19 protein-coding genes are annotated in these 19,519 nt (G+C 32.6%); 5 read left to right on the forward strand and 14 right to left on the reverse strand.

The window, feature by feature from the left end:
- The first annotated feature begins 16 nt into the window (after positions 1-16).
- Both A2255_10590 and A2255_10595 read left to right on the forward strand, forming a co-directional pair.
- On the forward strand, positions 17-763 hold the full coding sequence (locus tag A2255_10590; GenBank protein ID OGI22998.1) for a pyridoxine 5'-phosphate synthase: 747 nt from the start codon (positions 17-19) through the stop codon (positions 761-763).
- Between the two features lie 264 nt (positions 764-1,027).
- Positions 1,028-1,402 carry a hypothetical protein gene (locus tag A2255_10595; protein ID OGI22980.1) on the forward strand — a complete coding sequence of 125 codons (375 nt, stop codon included), beginning with the start codon at positions 1,028-1,030 and terminating at the stop codon, positions 1,400-1,402.
- Positions 1,403-1,625: 223 nt separating this feature from the next.
- On the opposite strand, the gene A2255_10600 is transcribed toward A2255_10595, so the two are convergent.
- Positions 1,626-2,360, reverse strand: coding sequence for a hypothetical protein (locus A2255_10600; protein OGI22981.1), 735 nt, complete (start codon positions 2,358-2,360; stop codon positions 1,626-1,628).
- A 341-nt stretch (positions 2,361-2,701) separates the two neighbouring features.
- On the opposite strand from A2255_10600, the gene A2255_10605 reads away from it, so the two are divergent.
- The gene (locus A2255_10605) at positions 2,702-3,253 is read left to right on the forward strand and encodes a hypothetical protein (protein ID OGI22982.1); all 552 of its coding nucleotides are present in this window, start codon (positions 2,702-2,704) and stop codon (positions 3,251-3,253) included.
- 104 nt (positions 3,254-3,357) lie between these two features.
- On the opposite strand, the gene A2255_10610 is transcribed toward A2255_10605, so the two are convergent.
- The 8 genes from A2255_10610 to A2255_10645 form a co-directional block, all read right to left on the reverse strand.
- A complete protein-coding gene (locus A2255_10610; GenBank protein ID OGI22983.1) occupies positions 3,358-5,463 on the reverse strand; it encodes a flagellar biosynthesis protein FlhA in 2,106 nt (701 codons plus the stop codon).
- The gene (locus A2255_10615; GenBank protein OGI22984.1) at positions 5,463-6,536 is read right to left on the reverse strand and encodes a flagellar biosynthesis protein FlhB; all 1,074 of its coding nucleotides are present in this window, start codon (positions 6,534-6,536) and stop codon (positions 5,463-5,465) included. Before A2255_10615 ends, A2255_10610 begins: the two co-directional genes overlap by 1 nt.
- Positions 6,537-6,547: 11 nt before the next feature.
- Complete coding sequence (locus A2255_10620; protein OGI22985.1) at positions 6,548-7,294, reverse strand: flagellar biosynthetic protein FliR; 747 nt, start codon at positions 7,292-7,294, stop codon at positions 6,548-6,550.
- A 45-nt stretch (positions 7,295-7,339) separates the two neighbouring features.
- Positions 7,340-7,609: a flagellar biosynthetic protein FliQ gene (locus A2255_10625; protein ID OGI22986.1), complete on the reverse strand. Its 270-nt coding sequence runs from the start codon at positions 7,607-7,609 to the stop codon at positions 7,340-7,342.
- A gap of 19 nt (positions 7,610-7,628) precedes the next feature.
- On the reverse strand, positions 7,629-8,393 hold the full coding sequence (locus tag A2255_10630) for a flagellar biosynthetic protein FliP (protein ID OGI22987.1): 765 nt from the start codon (positions 8,391-8,393) through the stop codon (positions 7,629-7,631).
- Positions 8,394-8,673: 280 nt separating this feature from the next.
- Positions 8,674-10,827: a hypothetical protein gene (locus tag A2255_10635; GenBank protein ID OGI22988.1), complete on the reverse strand. Its 2,154-nt coding sequence runs from the start codon at positions 10,825-10,827 to the stop codon at positions 8,674-8,676.
- Between the two features lie 97 nt (positions 10,828-10,924).
- On the reverse strand, positions 10,925-11,932 hold the full coding sequence (locus A2255_10640; protein OGI22989.1) for a hypothetical protein: 1,008 nt from the start codon (positions 11,930-11,932) through the stop codon (positions 10,925-10,927).
- 42 nt (positions 11,933-11,974) lie between these two features.
- Positions 11,975-13,336, reverse strand: coding sequence for a hypothetical protein (locus A2255_10645; GenBank protein ID OGI22990.1), 1,362 nt, complete (start codon positions 13,334-13,336; stop codon positions 11,975-11,977).
- 108 nt (positions 13,337-13,444) lie between these two features.
- On the opposite strand from A2255_10645, the gene A2255_10650 reads away from it, so the two are divergent.
- On the forward strand, positions 13,445-14,290 hold the full coding sequence (locus tag A2255_10650) for a ribosomal RNA small subunit methyltransferase A (protein OGI22991.1): 846 nt from the start codon (positions 13,445-13,447) through the stop codon (positions 14,288-14,290).
- 448 nt (positions 14,291-14,738) lie between these two features.
- Here the strand turns inward: A2255_10650 and A2255_10655 are convergent, their stop codons facing one another.
- Positions 14,739-15,596, reverse strand: a complete 858-nt coding sequence (locus A2255_10655) for a hypothetical protein (protein ID OGI22992.1) — start codon at positions 15,594-15,596, stop codon at positions 14,739-14,741.
- Between the two features lie 385 nt (positions 15,597-15,981).
- Between A2255_10655 and A2255_10660 the strand changes: the two genes are divergently transcribed.
- On the forward strand, positions 15,982-16,650 hold the full coding sequence (locus A2255_10660; protein OGI22993.1) for a hypothetical protein: 669 nt from the start codon (positions 15,982-15,984) through the stop codon (positions 16,648-16,650).
- 25 nt (positions 16,651-16,675) lie between these two features.
- Here A2255_10660 and A2255_10665 read toward each other — a convergent pair whose 3' ends face one another.
- The 4 genes from A2255_10665 to A2255_10680 are packed head-to-tail and all read right to left on the reverse strand — an operon-like array spanning position 16,676 to position 19,500.
- Positions 16,676-17,332, reverse strand: a complete 657-nt coding sequence (locus A2255_10665) for a ribulose-phosphate 3-epimerase (GenBank protein ID OGI22994.1) — start codon at positions 17,330-17,332, stop codon at positions 16,676-16,678.
- Positions 17,325-18,056 carry a ribonuclease III gene (locus A2255_10670; protein OGI22995.1) on the reverse strand — a complete coding sequence of 244 codons (732 nt, stop codon included), beginning with the start codon at positions 18,054-18,056 and terminating at the stop codon, positions 17,325-17,327. The genes A2255_10665 and A2255_10670 overlap by 8 nt, the downstream gene beginning before the upstream one ends.
- A gap of 29 nt (positions 18,057-18,085) precedes the next feature.
- Positions 18,086-18,940 carry a hypothetical protein gene (locus A2255_10675; protein ID OGI22996.1) on the reverse strand — a complete coding sequence of 285 codons (855 nt, stop codon included), beginning with the start codon at positions 18,938-18,940 and terminating at the stop codon, positions 18,086-18,088.
- Positions 18,940-19,500, reverse strand: coding sequence for a ribosome recycling factor (locus A2255_10680; GenBank protein ID OGI22997.1), 561 nt, complete (start codon positions 19,498-19,500; stop codon positions 18,940-18,942). Before A2255_10680 ends, A2255_10675 begins: the two co-directional genes overlap by 1 nt.
- Positions 19,501-19,519: the final 19 nt, after the last annotated feature.

Here is a 19,519-nt window from a genome sequence, read left to right on the forward strand (position 1 = left end):
AATTCAGGAGATAGAAATGGTAACCTTAGGATTAAATATAGACCATATAGCAACAATAAGACAGGCAAGAGGCGGGGTTGAGCCTGATCCTGTTGCAGCTGCTGCAATAGCTGAATTGGCTGGTGCTGATGCAATTACTGTTCATTTAAGAGAAGATAGAAGACATATTAATGATAGAGATGTAAAGCTGTTAAAGCAGACTATAAAAACACGTTTAAATCTTGAAATGGCTGCAACTTCAGAAATGCAGAATATTGCTCTTGAAATTTGTCCTTACAGCGTTACCCTGGTTCCTGAAAAAAGGCAAGAATTGACTACAGAAGGCGGTCTTGATGTCGTTAATCAAAAAGAGTACCTAAAAGAATTCTTAAAGCCTATTTTAGATAAAGGTATTATAGTAAGCCTTTTTGTAGACCCTGATTTTAAACAGGTTGAAGCAAGTGCTGAAACAGGAGCTCAGTTTATAGAATTACATACAGGGCAATATGCGGAAGCTTTCAATAAATATGAAGAGGAACCAGCTTTTAAAAATTTATGTAATGCTGCAAATCTCGCTAATGAACTAGGTTTAAGAATTAATGCCGGACATGGGCTAAATTATCAAAATGTAAGAAGAATTTTAGCCATTAAAAATATGGAAGAATTAAATATCGGGCATAGTATAGTTTCAAAAGCTGTTCTTGTTGGTCTTGAACAGGCAGTAAGGGATATGAAATACCTTCTTGATAGTTTTTCTCCTGTAATCAAAAACAACATTGATTAGACAACAATTCCATTACTTTTAAATTCTTAATTATAATATGCTTTATAGAAAATATTAAGAAACATTAAGCATAGTTTAAGCCAGCCACAAGGCTGTTTTTTATTATTGCAATTATGTTTTAGCGATGTTATTATTTTGTTGTATAACAAGGTTTATCTATTTTATACATAATTTTTCGTTATTATTAGCAACTTTTTTGAAAAGTATGTTTTTAAGCATAAGAGAAGAAATTAAATGGGTTGTATTTTTTAGGAGTTAATTTGAATGACAAATATACCATCAGATGGAGTCAGAGGCAGTTCTTTAGGCCATAAAAAAGAAAAAAAACAAAGTATTCAAAAAACTGAGCAGTCTAATACTCCAGAAATTCAAAAGGATATTGATCTAAGAAATGATCCTACCCAAGTTTTAGGCAGATCTCAGGTTAAATCAAGTAAAATAAAAATTGATCCAAAAACTTTTGATCCAGAAACAGTTAAAAATATCGAAGGAGATCTTGATATTTTAAGAGATAATCCTAAATTAGTGACTGGATCGGATAAAGTATTTAATCATCATTATAAAGAAACTAATGATTATCCTGAATCAGCAGATTTACAGAAAAGATTTGTTGATGAATTTGCTCATAAATCAAAGTAAAAAAATTTGGTAACATCCATTACTTAGGTTAACGTTTGAAGCAAATAATGAGGTATTATTGGAATGATCGTTAATTTGAGAATGTGGCTTAGCCACTGAAGCAGTATGACTTAGTTTAAAGTTATCAGTTATCGTTCACTACTAATAATTTTATTTATGGTGCTAAAAAATTAAAAGAAGATTCAGTTTTAAACTGAATCTTCTTTTAATTATATTTATTAATTTAATGGGCTTGAACTTGTGGTTGATTATTAGCTCCTGTAGTAGGTGGTACTGAATCGCTACAGTGTTTGCAACCTGCGCCATGACAGACTGGGCATTCAGCTTTATTCCAAACCGGCTGTCCTGTCTGATTAAATTTAGCTATTCCTTCTTGTAATGATAGTTTTTGGGTTGGGGCTGCATTTCCTTGAAGTTGTGGTGCAGCAGCTGGTGCTGCGGTTGGTGCAGCCTGGGTAGCTCCTTGACCACCCAAGTAGCTTAGTAATTGTTGCAGCATGCCTAGTATTGCCTGGAAATTAATTCCCCCTGCTGCTGTTCCTTGTTGAGCTAGAGGAGCTTGAGCTAGGCCAGTAGGTGCTGTTTGAGCTTGTGTTTGTGTTTGTGTATTTGTTTTTTCACTTGGATACATACCAGCGCCTATATTTTGTATGAATGTATCAATTTGATTGAAAGTATTATCTAAGAATGGGTTAGAGTCTAAGGCTCCATCTAGTGATGTATTGACACGTCCTAGACTAAATATGTTTGAACCAGGATTGCCAAAAGTTGATGTATTATCAAGACTATAAGCAGCTCCTGCTGTATTGTTAGCTGTTGTCGTATTAGGTATACCAGCTCCAATACCATTAAAGTTTAAAAAACCATTTTGTCCTGCACCCACACTCTGGTTTATATTATTAGGTTGCAGATTATAATTCTTTTGAATGTCTGCTTTACCAACATTCTTAACACACATGTTATAACCCCCATTTAAATTATAAATATGTTCTTATTAATATAAAAACAGATTGCTTTGAAAAATTTACATCATTTGCTTATATTTTAATTATCTTATATATATTTTTGATATATTTATTATTTTAATTGCGCTGCTTTATAGTATTTACAACGAAAATTAGATAAGCATTCATATATTAAGTTTTCTTAAAATAACTTATGTTTGGGAAAATTACTAATAATATACATTTTGGCGCTATGAATTTTTTAAGATTAATAATTTAATTTTTAACTATAAAGATATTTTGAATTCATGCCGATAAATTTTTTGTAAGGCAAAAAAGAGAAATAGGGGAAAAAATGGGCTTAACAATAGGTGGTTTAAGTAGCAATAATGTTTTTTCAAAAGCTGTAATCTCAGGTGTTGAATTAGAACAAATTTCTAATGAAATTTTAAATTCTGCTCCTATCTCAAAATCTGCACAATTTACTGAGCAAAATCTTCCTAAACTTAATTTTAATGTTTTAAATGGACAGGAAACAGGCCTTAAAATCTTTGGTACTGAAGCTTCTAATTCTCAAGTAATAAAGCAAGTTGCTGTAAACAGAGCTGCTTATGATGTGAATCTTTCTGAAAGCGCTCTTTCCGCTATAGAATCTTTAAAGGCTAAAGCTGCTAATCTACAAGCGTTAGATTTATCAAATAAAGTAAATGGTAAAATCCATGTTCCTGCTGAAGCACCGAATTTTACTGATGTAAAGTCAATTTTTGCAGTTAATAATGCTCCACAATTGTTTGCAGCTGATAATTTAGGTAAAGATAGAAAAGGTTCTAATCCATTTTCATTAATAAAAACTTCCGGAAAAAAAGTTAATAAAGAAAATAAAGATGGTTTAAATATATTTGCTTAATAATCCCTTTTTACAGGATACCTTACTGAGCAGGTTCAAAGCCTGCTATTTTTATTATTCGTTTATATGAGAGAGAGGACTAATCCGTCCCGATTATGACTGACTTATAATGATGAAGGAATGGAAGGAACTCTAACAATACCAACAGACTTAGCATTTGTATTTGGTGCTACTTCGTTATAAGACATAACGCTTATTTGTGGAAAAGTTCTTTCGATTAATCGTCTAAATGCTATCCTTATTGGCGCACTGCAAAGTATAACTGGCTGATTTCCGGTATTGGTTAAGGCTTTTTCTATTTCGCTATTAAGATTATCTATAAGATTTCTAGTAAAGCTTGGATCGAGACTTAAGCTCTGCCCATCAGCGCTTATTCCTGCAGCAATTGTGTTTTCAACATCAGGAGCTAGTGTTATTGCAAGAAGTTCTCCTGCATCACTTAGATTTTGTTTACAAATACTTCTTGCAAGCGATATCCTGCATTGCTCAGTTAGAAAATCCAGATTTTTGCTAACTTTACTGTATGCGCTTATTGTTTCCAAGATACTTTGTAAATCTCTGATTGAGATCCTTTCTTTGAGTAAATTCTGCAAAATAGTTTGAATTTCGGCGATTGAGACATTACTTTCCTTAACTAAATCATCTACTAACGCTTCTGAGTATTTTTTGACATTATCAAGAAGTGTCTGAACATCTGATCTTGTTAAGATGTCTGCTGCATTTTTTTTGATAACCTCTGTTAAATGGGTTGAAACAACAGCAGAAGGACTAACTACCGTATAACCATTAGACTCGGCATATTCTTTATCTTTATCTTCTATCCATAATGCAGGTAGTCCAAAAGCAGGCTCAACTGCTGAAATGCCTCTTAAATTCGGATCACTTTGTCCAGCACCTGCATTCATAGCAAGATATCTGTCGGCATAAACTTCACCTGCTTCAATAGGAATTCCCTTTAACTTAATCTGGTAGGCATTTGGTGCAAGCTGTAGATTATCACGCACCCTTATAGAGGGTAAAATTATTCCGAAATCAAGAGCGGTTTGTCTTCTGATTTGAGATATTCTTTCTAATAAATCCCCACCTTGCTCTATATCTAAAAGAGGAACTAACCTGTATCCTATCTCTATTTCCATAGGCTCAATACTTAATAGCTCCATAACACTTTCTTTTGAGGCTTTTTTCTTTTGTTTTCCAGGAGCTTTAGTTTCAACTTCTTTTGCTTTTTGTTCTTCAATTCCTTTCTGTTTAGCTGCATTGAACTTGAAATAACTCAAAGCTCCAATTGCACTACCAATTGCAAAAAATGGAATTGTTGGAAGTCCTGGAATTATGCCTAATGTGAGTAAAAGGCCGGAAACAATTCCAAGAACTTTAGGATCATCGAACATTTGTTCTTCAATATCTTTACTTAATGATTTTTCATCACCGCTGGCTCTTGATACCAGTAAACCTGTAGCTGTTGATATAATTAGAGCTGGCAATTGAGAAACAAGGCCATCGCCAACTGTTAATTTGGTGAATGTTGCTGCAGCTGTTTGGAAATCTAAGCCTAATTGCCACATTCCTATTGCAAAACCGCCTGCAATATTGATAACGGTGATAATTATTGACGCTGTAGCATCTCCCTTAACGAATTTACTGGCACCGTCCATGGTTCCATAGAAATCGGCTTCTCTTTCGATTTTTCTTCTTTTCTTTTTAGCTTCCTGTTCATCAATCAACCCAGAGTTTAAATCAGCATCAATACTAAGCTGTTTTCCGGGCATTGCATCTAATGTGAATCTTGCTGTTACTTCTGCTACCCTGCCAGCACCGTTTGTAATAACCATAAAATTGATTATTACTAGAATTATAAATATTACAAGTCCTACTACGTAATTTCCACCTATTACAAATTCTCCAAATGCAGAAATTACCTCACCTGCTTCACCATATAGCAATATTAATCTTGTTGAACTTACATTTAGTCCGAGACGAAATAGAGTAGTAACCAAGAGTATAGTTGGAAATGAAGAATATTTAAGAGGTTCTGTTGTGTATAGGCAAACAAGAAGGATTATTATTGACAGAGAGATATTCAATGTTAACAAAACATCGAGAATAGGCGCAGGTAATGGAATAATCATCATGCCAATTACGACTACTAAGCCGACGGCTAATAGAATATCATTATTTTGAAGTAGGTCAAGTAGCTTTTGTTTATTCATTACCTAATTTTACCCTTATTTTTGTTAGTTTTGTATACGAATGCCAGCACTTCAGCAACAGCCACGTATAATTCTGCAGGGATCAATCCATCTAATGGTACAATTTTATAGAGGGTTCTTGCAAGTGGTTTGTTTTCTATTATAGGAATATTATTATGTTTTGCGATTTCCTTAATTTTAAAAGCAACAAAGTCGACTCCTTTTGCAACGACTTGAGGTGTTGGGGCGATTTGAGTATCATATCTTAATACAACAGCATAATGAGTTGGGTTTGTAACTACAACATCAGCTGTTGGAACAGCACTCATCATTCTCTGCATTGCAAATTGCATTTGAATGCTTCTAATTTTTGCTTTTACCTCGGGGTTTCCATCAGCATCTTTTCGTTCATCTTTAATTTCTTCCTTGGTCATTTTAATAGATTTTTCAAATTCGTACGCTTGATATTTTTTATCAAGGATTCCTAAAAATATTAATACTATGGTTATTTGAGTAATCATGTCAAATATAACAGTACCTATAAGTGATAACGATAATTGAACATCTGCGCCTAATAGTGCTAACATCTCCTGTTGATATGAGTTAATTACTGAGTATGCTATACCTGCAACTATTATCATTTTTATAAATGACTTTACAAGTTCTACTATGCTTTTTAAATTAAAAAATTTTTTAAATCCTTGTACCATACCCGCTGGGTTTAATTTATCAAATTTCGGTTTAAGAGGTTCCAATGAGAAATAAGGTCCGACTTGTGCAAAATTAATGGCAATACCGCAAATCATCATAAGCAGCATTATGGGTGTGAGAATATCAAACAACAAATATATATGAGGAGTAAAATAGCCAATAAGTCCTTCTCTGCTGATCAAATTAGGGTCTAGATGTGAAAAAGTATTTATAGCTGATGCTATAAATTTGGTCATAATAGATGGAGCAAAAAGAAAAATTATGTATGTACCCGCAGCAAGTGTTACAGCCTGGTTGAGATCCTGGCTCTTAGGAATGTTACCTTCTTTCCTTGTTTTGCCTCGTCGCTTGTCCGTCGCCTTTTCTGTACGTTCACCTGCCATTTATTTCTCCATTAAATAAATATATTTCCTAATGTTTCTAATAATTGTGATATTAAGTTAGTTAAATAAACCGCTGTGGTTGGCAAGAATAAATTCATAATTATTATTCCAAGAATTATTTTTAATGGGATACTTACCATAAAAATATTCATCTGAGGCATTATTTTTGAGACAAAACCCAGTGCAATATCAATTATAAATAGTATTGAGAATAAGGGCATCACTATTCCAAAGGCTATAGCAAATATTTGACTGGTAAATATTAGTACCTTTTGAGTTATATCAGCAGTAAATTCAAAGCTTAATCCCATGGGAATTGATTTGTAAGTTGAGAATATAGTACTAAACAGCCAATGTGGGCCATCTAAATGAATAAAGGCCAAACTTGCTATATACAAATAGAATTGTCCGATAATAGGAACCTGTTGACTGGTTACTGGATCAAGTGTTTCTGCTATTGCTAATCCCATTTGCATGCTTAATAATTGACCTCCAATCTGGATTCCGATAAAGATTAATTGTGTACAAAAACCTATTAAAATTCCGATAAAAAGTTCCTTGGTTACCATCAATGATAGTGATATCAGATCGTGTGGGATTGGGAAATCAGAGTATTGAAGCACTATTGGATAAATAATAAAGGCTGTTAGTGTTGCTAAGCTTGCTTTTACTGGCATAGGAATTGGGAAAGTTGAAAATAAGGGTGCAGTAGCTAACATTCCGCTTATTCTGGAGATAACTAGAATGAAAACAATCATGCTTTTCATCGAAAATAATATTGATATATCGTGATTCATAGTTTATTAATGTACTACGTGTGCCATTTTGGCGAAAATTTCATTTATACCATTGATATAAACTTCCAGCATCCAAGGAGCCAGAAAAATAATAGATAATATTCCAGCTAAAATTTTGGGTACAAAAGTTAGAGTAGCTTCTTGAATTTGTGTAACTGATTGAAAAATGCTAATTATTAAACCAACTACAAGGCAAACAAGAAGGATTGGGGTGGACAGCATTAATGATAGTGTTAATGTTGTCTGTAATATAGTGATAAATTCTAATTGAGTCATAAAAATACTCCAGATTATTTTATCTGACAAATCCTTCAACAAGGGATTGTGCTACTAGATGCCAGCCATCGATCAGTACAAATAGTATTATTTTAAAAGGCATTGCAATCATTGGCGGTGGCAAGAATAACATACCCATTGATACCAGAATACTTGCTACTACGATATCAATGATTAAGAATGGAATAAATATCATAAAACCTATTTTGAATGCTGTTTTTAATTCGCTAATAATAAATGACGGTATTAAAACATAAGTAGGAACATCTACTCTCGTTTTGGGATTAGGTATTTTAGCCATCCTGACAAATAAAGCAAGGTCTTTTTCCTCAGTTTGTTTGAACATAAATAGCCTTAATGGTTCAATCCCTATTTTTAGTGCTGCTTGTTGTGTGATCTTATTATTCATATAGGGTTGGAATGCTGTTGTATTAATTTCATTAATTGTAGGTGCCATTACAAAAAAGGTTAATATCATTGCTAAACTTACAATTACCTGCGAAGGAGGTAATTGTGCTGTACCCATAGCTTGTCTTACTAAAGATAAAACTATAACTATTCTGGTAAAAGCTGTTGTCATAATAATAATGCTTGGTGCTAACGTTAGTACTGTTAGCCAGATGAGTATTTGTAATCCCTTGCTAAATTCAGTAGGGGAGTTTGCCTGACCCATGCTGATGTTAATTGAAGGTAGGCTAACCTGTGCATTCGCTGTAATTGTACCTATAAATATTAGTGAAATCGCTATTATGATTCCAGTAAAAAATTTCTTAGAATTTATCATTTACTTTTTAATTCTCCTACCAGCCAAGATCCTGATTGTTAATTTAATTATTCGAGATTTTACGATATAGATTCATCATCTATAAGGTTTATTTTATCCATCTTGATATTAATATATAGTCAATTTTATCTGATTTCTCGATTATTTAGCAACTATTGATTAATCTTAATATATGCAATATTAAACTGAAAAGCCTGTTATCTTGTTGTATCAAGATTAATCAGGCTCAATCATAAAATATCACAAATTTTAGTTGTAAATGATCTTAACAAATTAGCTGTTATACTGCTTTATCTTCAGATTCTACTTTTTGTAAATCATCTTCCGGTTCTTTCAGTATTTCAGTATATTTTTTTAAGTTATCAACAAGTTTATTTATGTTTTCAAAGTTTCCTGCTTTCTTGCTTTTAAAAGAATCAATAAACTTTTGGCCTTTAGCTTCAATAGCCATATTGAGAACTTCAGGAAGATTTATGCCCTCATTTTTAGCCAATTGCTTATAATAGAATTTGTCAAAATTATTACCCAGTCTGAGAAGCCAGTTGTCAGGATCGCTAGAACCAGGTTTATTATATGGTTTTTTGATGCCAAAGAAATCGGTGAAGAAGATTTGTACATTTTGTGCAGGTCCTGCAAATAACTCTGCAAATTTAGCTTTTACAAGTTCTTTAGGATCTTTAACTAATTTATTGAATAAATCACGTCTTGTATATGCTTTTTCTTCAGGAATTAAGTCATAGGATAAATGTGTGGCTTGTTGTTTTCTGTCTTTATTCTCAGCCCATAATGCTGTAGGCATCGTATCATGATTGCCAACCGCTGCAGTATTTTCTTTAGGAATATTATGCATTCTGTATGGATTTGATGGTTCAGGACTTGTAAATTGTAATACGCTTGTCCCTCCTATGCCTTTTGCTCTTAATTTACCCATTACTTTGGTTACAGGGTTAGTTAAAGTTCCTAAGTCTTCGCAAACGATGTTTTCTAAAGGAACTCCTTTTTCTAACGCAGATGGAATGATAATTTTTTCTATGATTTCAGCATACTTACTAATTTTATTTTCATTGAGAGATTCAGATCTGATTCTATCATTATCAGCAGGTGGTTTTGCATAATTTAAATCATTTATTTCCGTACGAGCATATTGTTTCAGTTTATTATGTTCTGGAGAACTATGTAACCGTGCTCCATTTTTTGGGGATTGATTATCTTGATAAATCCATGGGTCAATCAGTCCTATAATATGATCTATACGAACTCCACCGGGATTTTTCTCGAATATTCTGTCAAATCTATTCTTGAGAAGTTTTCCTGCAGGTCCCAGGGTTTCATCTTGGTTGAAAATTAAGTCAGGATTTAATACAGGAAAACCCCATGACTGCCCTTCGTTTGAGAAGTAATCCGGAGGGCATCCAAGTTTCCAATCAGGCAGGAATAAGTTTTTATTTACCCAGATATCTCTGTCAGCAAAACCTACTTGAGCATCACTTATAGTTTTTATATTGTGTTGTGCAGAGAACCCTTTCATTTTATTTTTTTGTTCATCTGCGACAAATTGAGTGAACTTATAAAGCTCTGTTTCATCTTTATATTTTCCTTCAAGCTCACTTTTTCTATTTTTCGCAGCTTCTTTTTTAGCATCACCAGGGATATTTAAGTGTACAAATAAATTTTTATCGATTTCTGAAGGCCAATTAGGGAAATAATCATTATTATGCTCTTTTGACAGAGCTTCATATAAGGCATCTCCATCCAGCCAGCTTTTATTTTCTACTTTAAATGCGTTAAATTTATTATTAATAGATTGAATTATTGTATTATTCTCATCTTTTATTTTTTCTTTAAAATTTTTATAAGCTTCTTTTAGCGCATTTTCCTGATTTTCATAAACATAAGCATATGCAGTTTTGCTGCTTCCGGTATTTAAATCTTCATTCTTAGGTTTCTTGTTCACAATATCATCAAACGTTGACTTGTCTAATATTGAGCTCCATTCCGGTTTTGTTAATTCAGAAATATCAATAAATAACGGGTTCATAGAAAATGCAGTGCTGGTATATGGTGAAGCATCAGTATTTTTTGTTTTGCCTTCAGGTCCAAGCTGAAGGTTATTAAACCCGTTTAGCTCAATGAGCTTTATTAATTTTTTAGCTCCATTTGAATTTGGTGATCCTACTCCGGGATCTTCTTTTTCTATTGATGGAAAACTTGTTCCATGAATAGTTAAAGCCAGATTTTTTTTGCCTAAAGCTTCCAGTGCAGATAGAATTGTTTCCTGATAATCTTTTTGCTCATCTTTTTTCAGTGCTCTGCCAAAAGAAACCTGCGGTTGATAATTCAGAGTTTTATTAGCTGTAGCTGCTGGTGTAAGAATAGATTTAGTATTTGCTTGGTTATTCCACTCGACTCTTCCTGCTAATGAAGTATTTAACATTCACTCTTTACTCCCCGACCCTCTAATTAGTATTAAGTTTATGTAAAGAACAAAATGAATATTAAGTTTAATATTCATTTACAATCTTTTACATTCTCTATTTTGGATTACTGCATTTTAGATATTCTTTTAAGTTGTTTAAATTGAGTTTTAGTTCTTCTTCTTCATTGTCTAGAAAATTTTTATACTGATTAACATTAATTTCTATTTCAAATATGTCTCCTGCATACTTATCTATTTTTTTAATACCTATAATATTAAATTTATCCTGCATTTTTTGAGCTTTGTCAATAATTTTTCTTTTGCTTAATAATGTTTTGCTGTTAGATGCGATTATTAATATATTTGTAAGCTCAGTTAAGTCATGTTTTAGCCCAAAAAGTGTTCTGTATAGTTCAATGTTGCCATACAATGCCGGTTGTACCAAAACCTGGTTAAATACTGACTTATATGTTTTTAATAAAGACTTAAAGATTAGATTATTATCAGAATCTATATTCTGTAAACCAAACATATTAGTGAATATTATTCCATTTTTATTTAAAATGGTGTTTGTTTCTCTTAAAAACTCCTCTGTCATAAATCTGTAAGGCAAACCAGAGCTAGTAAAAATGTCTAAAATAATTAAGTCATACTTATTTTTAATATTTCTAACAAATACTCTAGCGTCCTGTATATGAACGTTAATCTTTTTATCGGGTTTAAAATCAAAATATTTTTGAGCTACATCGACTACTTCAGGATCTATTTCCACGATATCAATGTTCTTTAAGTCTGGAATCAATTTAAGAAAATTGTGCGCTAAATTTCCTGTTCCCATGCCAAGAATTAGGATATTCTTTATATTCTGATTAAATAGAGGAGCAAGCAGAAAGTAATTAGTATAATGCAAATTACCCTGATATAGGCCATGTTTTAATATGCCTGCCTGATAACTATCTCCAAACTTTAAAAACCTTCCAAATTGATTCTCAGTGATTGCTATTTCGTTAAAATACGTTGTTGTTTCAAATAAAATCTTCTCTGAAGTTTCTATATTTTCCAGAGTTTTCAAATCTTCAGGGTGAAAATGTGTAGTTATGTTTATGTCAGGTGGTAAAATCATTATATATTTTTTTCTAGATATGGGGTAAATTGAGTTTATGGTTTAGATTAATCTAACGTGCTCAATTAATTTCCTTACATCTTTATTCCAGTTTGTGCTCCAATATGTAAGGATTTCATCTGCTGGAGATTGTCCTTTATCAATTAATATTTTCAATGGAGCTAGATATATAGATTCATCTAGTCCATCATCATTTAATTGAGCCATTTGTTTTAAAGAATAATCGGCAATATTAACTAATTCTTTAGCTATGTCTAATACTTTTAAACCGTTTATTTCTGAATCAAGAGCATATTTAGGAGCTAGTTGCCTAAGCTCAAGTCTTTGTTCCCAGGTTAGATCTTTTACAAGATTCCATGCAGTTGATAAAGCGTTATCATCATATATTAAACCTTTCCATAAAGCAGGAATGGCAGGGATAAGTTCTGATCTTTGACAGTCACAGTTTCTTATTTCTAAATAATTATTTAGTCTAATATATGGAAAAAATGAACTTCTGTGTAAATTCCAGTCTTCAACAGTAGCCTGGTAACCTTCATAGCCATGCTGCATATATTCTCTGAAGGTTATTCCCTTCATATTAATCCAATTCTGATCTTTTTCAAGAAAAATCATTGGTAGATCTAAAAGTATCTCAACATAATCATTAAAGCTAAAATCTGTCTCGAAAACCCTTCTACTTATGAGGCCACACCTTATTTCGTCCGTACGTAGCCATCCTATGGCTCTATAGGTTTTATAACCAGTTTCTTGCCCACTTCTTATAGGAGAGTTTGCAAACATCGCAGTAACTATTGGTGATAAACCAAGCAGGACTTTAAGTTTATGAGCTGCATCATCTTCAGATCCATAATCCAGAGAGACTTGAATTCCTGCTGTTTCTTTCATCATAACAAGAGCCATATTTCCTTTAGTTGGAAGATATTCATTCATAATATCATAGCGTTTTTTAGGGATTAGCTCGATATTTTCATGTATTGACAGTGGCTGGATTCCGTAACCAATCCAATGAATATCAAGTTCTTCAGCTAATATCGCTGTTTCAGTATTATAATTTTTAACTTGATCTGCAATATCGTGAACTGTATCTCGAGGACAGCTGCTCAGTTCAGTTTGACTTCCTGGTTCTAAAGTTACTGTATCGCAGCCTCTAATCAAACCTAATACTGTATTATTTTCAGTTATATAATCCCAATTATTAACTTTTTTATATTTTTTTAAAAATTCAAGAATTCCATTTGTACCTGAATAAGGTGCAGCTGTATAATTACTTGAATTTACTCCGAGTTTTTCAAGCTCAATGCCAACTTTAAAATCACTTTTTGGCTTTATACCTCCATGAAAAAGGCTTAAAAGTTGTGATTTTTCAGTTATTAGTTCTTCTGTTTTTATGGTTTGTTCCATTAAGATATAACCATTATTCTATTTAACTATTAATTATTTTCTTATTGAATATGTTTAGTTTATCATAAAGCAAATATGTTGGAAAATAAGGAAGCATAGAGGTATACATTGGATTATTTTAAAAGAGCCAGGCAATTCAGAGCAAAGAAAAGACTTGGACAGAATTTTTTGGTGGATAGCAAAATTATTCAGAGAATACTTAATGAAGCTAACTTATCTAAAGATGAAACTGTTTTAGAAATTGGTGCAGGACTTGGTTTTGTTACAGAAGAGCTGGCTAAAATAGCTGATAGAGTTATTGCCATTGAAATAGATACTGATGCGATTAAAGAATTGAGTTCTTTACCTTATTCAAATATAGAAATAGTGAATCAGGATATTCTGAAAGCCGATCTTTCAGAATTAGTTGATAAACCTGTTAAGATAATTGCTAACATACCATATTACATCACAAGTCCTATTTTGGTACACCTGCTTGGGGAGATAGATCAGTATGATTATAAGAATAGGAAGTATATCTCTGAAATTATTTTAATGGTGCAGTATGAGGTAGCTAAAAGAATAGTAGCCAATGAAAAGAGTTCATCAAAAGAATATGGCTTATTATCGATTTTAGTTAATTATTGGGCTGAAACTGAATTAATATGTAAAGTCCAGGCAAATAGCTTTTATCCTGCACCTAAGGTTGATTCAGCTTTGTTGAAATTAAAAGTAAGGCAAGAACCCATAATAAATATTAGTAATCCAAAGTTGTTTCGTAGGGTTATTCAGGCTGCTTTTGGGCAAAGAAGAAAAAACATTAAAAATGCTTTAACTAATGCTGGTTTTGATTCTAATATAGTTATTGCTGCACTCTTAAAATCCCATATTGAACCTAACCGAAGAGGTGAAACTTTATCTATTGAAGAATACAAGGATCTCACTGAGTCTATGGCCTCGTTTTTAGGGATATAATGAGTAAAAAAATGCTTATAAAAAGCAGGTTAGTCGCACTTTGCTTAAAAAAATGGTAATGGTCAAATATTGACAGATAAAGGTGAAATAACCTAGCCAGAAAATAATAAATGTACAATTGTCATTGCGAAGATTCCGAAGGAATCTGTGGCAATCTATCCATTTTACAAGCTATTATTCAGAATTAAGGAACAAACAAAAAATTATTGCGTATTTTAAAACGCAAATCTGTCATTGCGAGCGAAGCGAAGCAATCCATTAAATAATGCTATAATTTGGATTGCCACGTCGGGCTTTCAGCCCTCCTCGCAATGACAATATCACTTTATGCGTAAGTATTTTTTGTTACCTCCTTAAAAAGATCGCCACGGGCTTTCAGCCATCGCAATGACATTGTGTATTATTGGAATAATCAACCATTTAAAAGATTGACTGCTATTGAAAAGTATTAAGGTAGATTGATTTTATCTTTTAATATTTTAAGTTTTTCAGTGGCTTTTATATAAGTATTTTTAGCGGAATTAATCACTTGTGAATATGTATTTTTAACTATTTCTGTAATTTTTAATTTTGCTTTTTTAGTTGAATCAAGGAATTTACTTGTTTGAGCATCAAGTTTATTTGCTTTTGTCATTAGAATTGTAATTTCATTGAAATATTTGTGGTTTTCTCCAATAGGATTAGTTTTTGTTGAAAAAACCTTTTCCGTATTTGTTTGTAGGGCATCAAGTTTATTAAGAATTTCTCTTAATTCTTCTCTTTCTTGTAAGCCGGGTATTAATTTTTTAGCTTTTGTGATTAAAGAACGTCCTGTAAATGCAACTTTTGCTTCTTGAAATTTATCTTTTGCTTTATTATATCCGTCAGTAACTATATCTGTTATTTTATAAATTAGTCCCAGTTCTCTGTATTGGGACCTGTAATCCTGAATTTCCTTATTAATTAGTCCTTTTTTTTCTTCAAGTTGAGCTATTTTATTTCCATTTTTATCAAGCTCAAGCAATTTAATTGAATTAATTTCTTTATCTACGTCTTTTAAGCTGTTTTCAGCTTTTTCAATTTGTAATTCTATTCTTAATGAATCAGTTGGTAAGTACTGAACCATATTTTTATTTAATATATTTGAGTCTGTATCGTTTAATCGTTTATAAGATTTCTCAAAAGTGTCTTTTGGGACTTCTTGAAGTAAGTTACTAAATATATTCTGGTTTTTTTGTTGGCGGCCATCATCATTATTCTGGTCAATTTTAGGTACCAGATGTGTCTGATTAAATTTTATAAGATTTAAGTTATCCCAGAATCCCAATTCAAGACTCCCCTTAATGAGATTATATTTTCCCCATACTAATTATTACCTTTTTTGATTTGGATTAGAGATCATACTAAAGGAGTATTTATGAAAAGTTTTATAATATAATTATAAAGTTGTCTTGCAAATATAGATGAAAACAGGCTAATATTAAAAAGTATTTCTGCCTGAAGTTAATTTCAATAAAAACTAAGATAGTACTCAAGTTGCTACTTAAATAATCTTGGATGTCATTGCGAGCCAGAAATCGTGGATAACCAGTATCAATTATTCTTGCGTGGCAATCTCTAAACAATGAATTTATATGGCTAGCAACTTGAATGATAGTGTAAAATAATTAAATAATATACAAAGTTAATTTAAATAATGAAGTATCTTAAAGATGTATAAACAAGGTAACTACAAAAAGATAATAGGTTTTACTCTTGCAGAAGTGCTGATTACTCTTACCATTATAGGTATAGTAGCAGCATTGACAATTCCTGCAATTATTCAGAAGGTTCAGGACACACAGTATAAGGTTGCCTTTAAAGCAGCATTTTCAGATATCGCAGCGGCTACTCAAGAAATTATGCTAAATAATGGCGGTACTATGAAAGGTATATGCACAGATGGAGATCATACGTGCTTTAGAAATGCATACCAACCATTTTTTAACTCTATTAAATCCTGTGATAATGATGCAAGCTTTGGTGTTTGTTGGCCAGAGCACCATCGTGCTTTAGTTGGAGAAGGAGCTGAAGAAACTTATAATGTTTCTAGTATAGTTCTAAATAATGGAATCGCACTTAGATTTTGTTTCAATAATAGAGATTGTGTTCATCCATCTAATACTATATTACGATGTGGATGGGTTGCTATTGATGTAAATGGACTTAAAAATCCTAATAGGTTTGGTAAAGATATTTTCTATGTCCATATACAGGAAAATAAAATAAGCCCCTGGGGAGCTCCAGGAGATCAAGCAAATAGAATTTGCATAGCAGGAGATATTTCTTCCTCAAATGGATGGGGTTGTGCTGCAAAAGTCTTAAAGAACGAAAATTATTAGGTTTAAATTTAGCTATTTCCAAGAATTAGCATCTTAAGCTGTCTATTGCAGCTTGAATGTTTTGTGAATTATAAATATAAGAACCTGCTACAAGTGCGTTAGCTCCAGCTTCTATAACAAGTTTTGCTGTTTCCTGATTGATGCCACCGTCTACTTCAATATGAACATCTGTCAATTCATAGTGATTAAGTAGATCTCTGGTCTCTTTTATTTTAGGCAGGCATTCCTGTATAAATCCCTGACCTCCAAAACCTGGTTCTACTGTCATTATAAGAATTAAATCAAGATTGGTTATTACTACTTCAAGTACTTTAACAGGTGTATTAGGTTTAATTGAAACCCCAGCTTTTATTCCAAACACTCTTATTGTTTCTAAAATCTCTTTTAGGTTATTTGAGCAGGCTTCCTGGTGAATTGTAATGATATCAGAACCTGCATCTACAAAATCTTTTATATACTTATCAGGGTTTTCGATCATTAAATGAACTTCTAAAGGGAGGCTGGTTACCTTACGAATAGCCTTTACTACCGGAGCTCCTATTGTAATATTAGGCACAAAATGCCCATCCATTACATCTACATGCACCCAATCAGCTCCTGCCTCTTCTATTCTTTTTATGTCTCTTTCCAAATTTGCAAAATCAGCTGATAAAATTGATGGAGATATTATAACTTTATTCACTTTTTTCCTCCTGATCAAGGAGTCCTAGCTCTATGACAGCCATTTCAGCTGATTTTTGCTGGGCTTCTTTCTTGGACTTTCCTGAGCCAATTCCTAAAGGTTTTCCGTTAATAATTACTCCTATCTCAAACATTTTATTGTGTGGTGGCCCTTCTTCTTTAATTACACTGTAAATAGGTAACTCTAACCCGTTTGCCTGTGTGTATTCTTGCAACATTGCTTTAAAGTTGTATTTAGATACACTTTGATCTATTTCTGTCACTTCATCTTCAAAAAGTTGAACTATTAAATTTTGCAAATCTTTCAGTTTACCATCAAGATACAAAGCCCCCAGCAATGCTTCAAAAGCGCAGGCAAGAGTTGATGCCCTTTTCCTGCCACCTGATTTTTCTTCATGGTAACCAAGTTTCAAGTGTTTTCCTAAGTCAATTTTATTTGCTATCTTTGTAAGGGTTGCATCACTTATTAAAATAGCTCTAATTTTTGTTAGCTCACCTTCTGTATAATCGGGAAATCGCTCTTGTAAATAATCACTGGCTATGAGCTTTAATACAGCATCACCTAAAAATTCCAAACGTTCATTATTTTCAAGAGACGTGATCTTGTTTTCAAAAGTGTAAGAACTATGAGTTAATGCTGTATCCAGTCTTTCATAGTCCTGGCTTTCTATATGTAGTTTTTGAAGGAGCTCATTTATATCAGCTTTTCGTTTTTTATTAATCATTGAACTATACCCGGTTATCGAGCTTTAACTTATATTGCAATATTACCTATTACAAATAAACTAAAGTAATAATATGCAACTGCTCCGGTAAATATATAACTGTCAGCTCTATCTAATACCCCACCATGACCGGGAAGAAGATTTCCTGAATCTTTAAATCCGGCATCTCTTTTTAACATGGATTCTGACAAATCACCGATTTGCGCTGTTATAGATAATAATAAGCCTGCTACTATTGAATGGAAGAGACCAAGCCCAATTAAATGACCAATAATTAGAGAAGCAATTACTCCTCCTGTAGTTCCTCCAATTGAACCTTCAATGGTTTTTTTAGGGCTTATTTCAGGCCAAAGGGGTCTTTTTCCGAATCTTTTTCCTATATAATATGCTGCAATGTCAGAAGCTGATATTACGAAAAATATCAGAATTATGTAACCCAAGCCTTCACGTGCAGATATTCCAAATATTTCAATACTTGATTTGTTTAAATTTCTTAAAAGCATTATATGCATTGGCAACCAGCCACCGTATAAGAATCCTAGTACGGTAGTTGCAAGATCATTTGTAGTTGCTTTATGCCCTCTGGTCATTATTGTAATAAAAGCTATTATTACACCAAATGTTACTATTAAAGGTAGAAAGTCGTATTCTTGCAAGGTGGCAGATATCAATAATAAGAAATCAACTAAAAGGATTACATTAATACTAGGATTTAACCCTTTTGCTCTTATAAGATTTACATATTCTTTTGTGCCAAGAAATATAAGTAGCCCAAGAAATATTGCCAGGGCAGCTTTCCCTATAATTATTGCTACTAATGTTATGGCGAGAAATATGGTTGCCACCCATACTCTCGGTTTAGAAAAAAATAATAATAATCCCACTAAACTGCTAAAACCTCTTTTTCCTTCTCTGCTACAAGTGTGTCAATTTCTCTAGTGTATTTATCTGTTACTTTTTGAATCTGATCTTGATGTTTTTTTATTTCGTCTTCCGGTATATTTTCACTTTTTTCCAGTTTCTTTAAAGCGTCAGTCATATCTCTTCTGATATTTCTTATAGCAACTTTATTATCTTCACCTATCTTTTTAACTGTTTTAACAAGGTCTTTTCTTCTTTCCTCAGTTAAAGGTGGGAAGGTTATTCTTATATTTACACCATCATTATTTGGAGTAACGCCAAGGTCTGATTTTAAAATAGCTTTTTCAATTGTACTTAATGCGCTTTTATCATATGGCTGAATAACTAAAGTTTGTCCGTCTTGGACGCTAAGGTTAGAAACTTGTCTTAATGGTGTTGCTGTTCCATAATAATCTACGTTAATTTTATCTAATATCATAGGATTAGCTCTACCTGTACGAATACTGGTGAATTCTTTTTTTGTCTCGGCGATAGTTTTTTGCATTTTTTCTTCGCCTTGCTTAAGCATATCACTTACTGGCATCTGGGTTTCCTCCTACCAA

The organism is Candidatus Melainabacteria bacterium RIFOXYA2_FULL_32_9 (assembly GCA_001784615.1).
Taxonomy (GTDB): Bacteria; Cyanobacteriota; Vampirovibrionia; order Gastranaerophilales; family UBA9579; genus UBA9579.

Bases quoted from the DNA above. Each gene is read 5' to 3' on its own strand.
- A2255_10610 (OGI22983.1), bottom strand. From the start codon at position 5,463: ATGAATAAACAAAAGCTACTTGACCTACTTCAAAATAATGATATTCTA.
- A2255_10615 (OGI22984.1), bottom strand. From the start codon at position 6,536: ATGGCAGGTGAACGTACAGAAAAGGCGACGGACAAGCGACGAGGCAAA.
- A2255_10645 (OGI22990.1), bottom strand. From the start codon at position 13,336: ATGGAACAAACCATAAAAACAGAAGAACTAATAACTGAAAAATCACAA.
- A2255_10630 (OGI22987.1), bottom strand. From the start codon at position 8,393: ATGATAAATTCTAAGAAATTTTTTACTGGAATCATAATAGCGATTTCA.
- A2255_10640 (OGI22989.1), bottom strand. From the start codon at position 11,932: ATGATTTTACCACCTGACATAAACATAACTACACATTTTCACCCTGAA.
- A2255_10635 (OGI22988.1), bottom strand. From the start codon at position 10,827: ATGTTAAATACTTCATTAGCAGGAAGAGTCGAGTGGAATAACCAAGCA.
- A2255_10660 (OGI22993.1), top strand. From the start codon at position 15,982: ATGTATAAACAAGGTAACTACAAAAAGATAATAGGTTTTACTCTTGCA.
- A2255_10680 (OGI22997.1), bottom strand. From the start codon at position 19,500: ATGCCAGTAAGTGATATGCTTAAGCAAGGCGAAGAAAAAATGCAAAAA.
- A2255_10670 (OGI22995.1), bottom strand. From the start codon at position 18,056: ATGATTAATAAAAAACGAAAAGCTGATATAAATGAGCTCCTTCAAAAA.
- A2255_10595 (OGI22980.1), top strand. From the start codon at position 1,028: ATGACAAATATACCATCAGATGGAGTCAGAGGCAGTTCTTTAGGCCAT.
- A2255_10620 (OGI22985.1), bottom strand. From the start codon at position 7,294: ATGATTGTTTTCATTCTAGTTATCTCCAGAATAAGCGGAATGTTAGCT.
- A2255_10600 (OGI22981.1), bottom strand. From the start codon at position 2,360: ATGTGTGTTAAGAATGTTGGTAAAGCAGACATTCAAAAGAATTATAAT.
- A2255_10590 (OGI22998.1), top strand. From the start codon at position 17: ATGGTAACCTTAGGATTAAATATAGACCATATAGCAACAATAAGACAG.
- A2255_10605 (OGI22982.1), top strand. From the start codon at position 2,702: ATGGGCTTAACAATAGGTGGTTTAAGTAGCAATAATGTTTTTTCAAAA.
- A2255_10625 (OGI22986.1), bottom strand. From the start codon at position 7,609: ATGACTCAATTAGAATTTATCACTATATTACAGACAACATTAACACTA.